Source organism: Pseudostreptobacillus hongkongensis (genome assembly GCF_001559795.1).
Classification (GTDB): domain Bacteria; phylum Fusobacteriota; class Fusobacteriia; order Fusobacteriales; family Leptotrichiaceae; genus Pseudostreptobacillus; species Pseudostreptobacillus hongkongensis.
The window spans coordinates 1-360 of record NZ_LOHY01000055.1; the positions used below are offsets into that span (position 1 = coordinate 1).

General features: G+C 39.4%; 1 protein-coding gene. It reads right to left on the bottom strand.

Annotation, left to right across the window (positions count from 1 at the left end; genetic code table 11):
* Window positions 1–360, bottom strand: a 360-nt coding sequence (locus tag AYC59_RS01365; RefSeq protein ID WP_169792209.1) for a type IV secretory system conjugative DNA transfer family protein, incomplete at both ends; no start/stop codon positions are given.

Sequence of the window (360 nt, forward strand, 5' to 3'; positions counted from 1 at the left end):
CTTCAAGCATCTTGCCACATTCAAGGACTATCGTTCCTTTCGGATCTGTTACGCAATAGCTACTGTGCATCTGCATAAGGTTCGGTTTTACATAAAATCTTGTCTTACCACTTCCTGATCCACCGATTACAAGTACATGCTTGTTACGAGCATACTTTGGATTAGCCGGTCTACCATTCATAGTTAGGCGTTCTGTCTGGGTAAGCAAGATATTGTTTTGAAACTTTTCATCCATGTATGGCTCAATATCTTTCTTATTTCCCCATCTTGCTGAGCCATACTCTTTTCCCTGTCTAAACTTTTTAGCATTTTTCCCTTTGGTATAGACAATAAATTTGATTAAAGCAGCTACTCCTACGC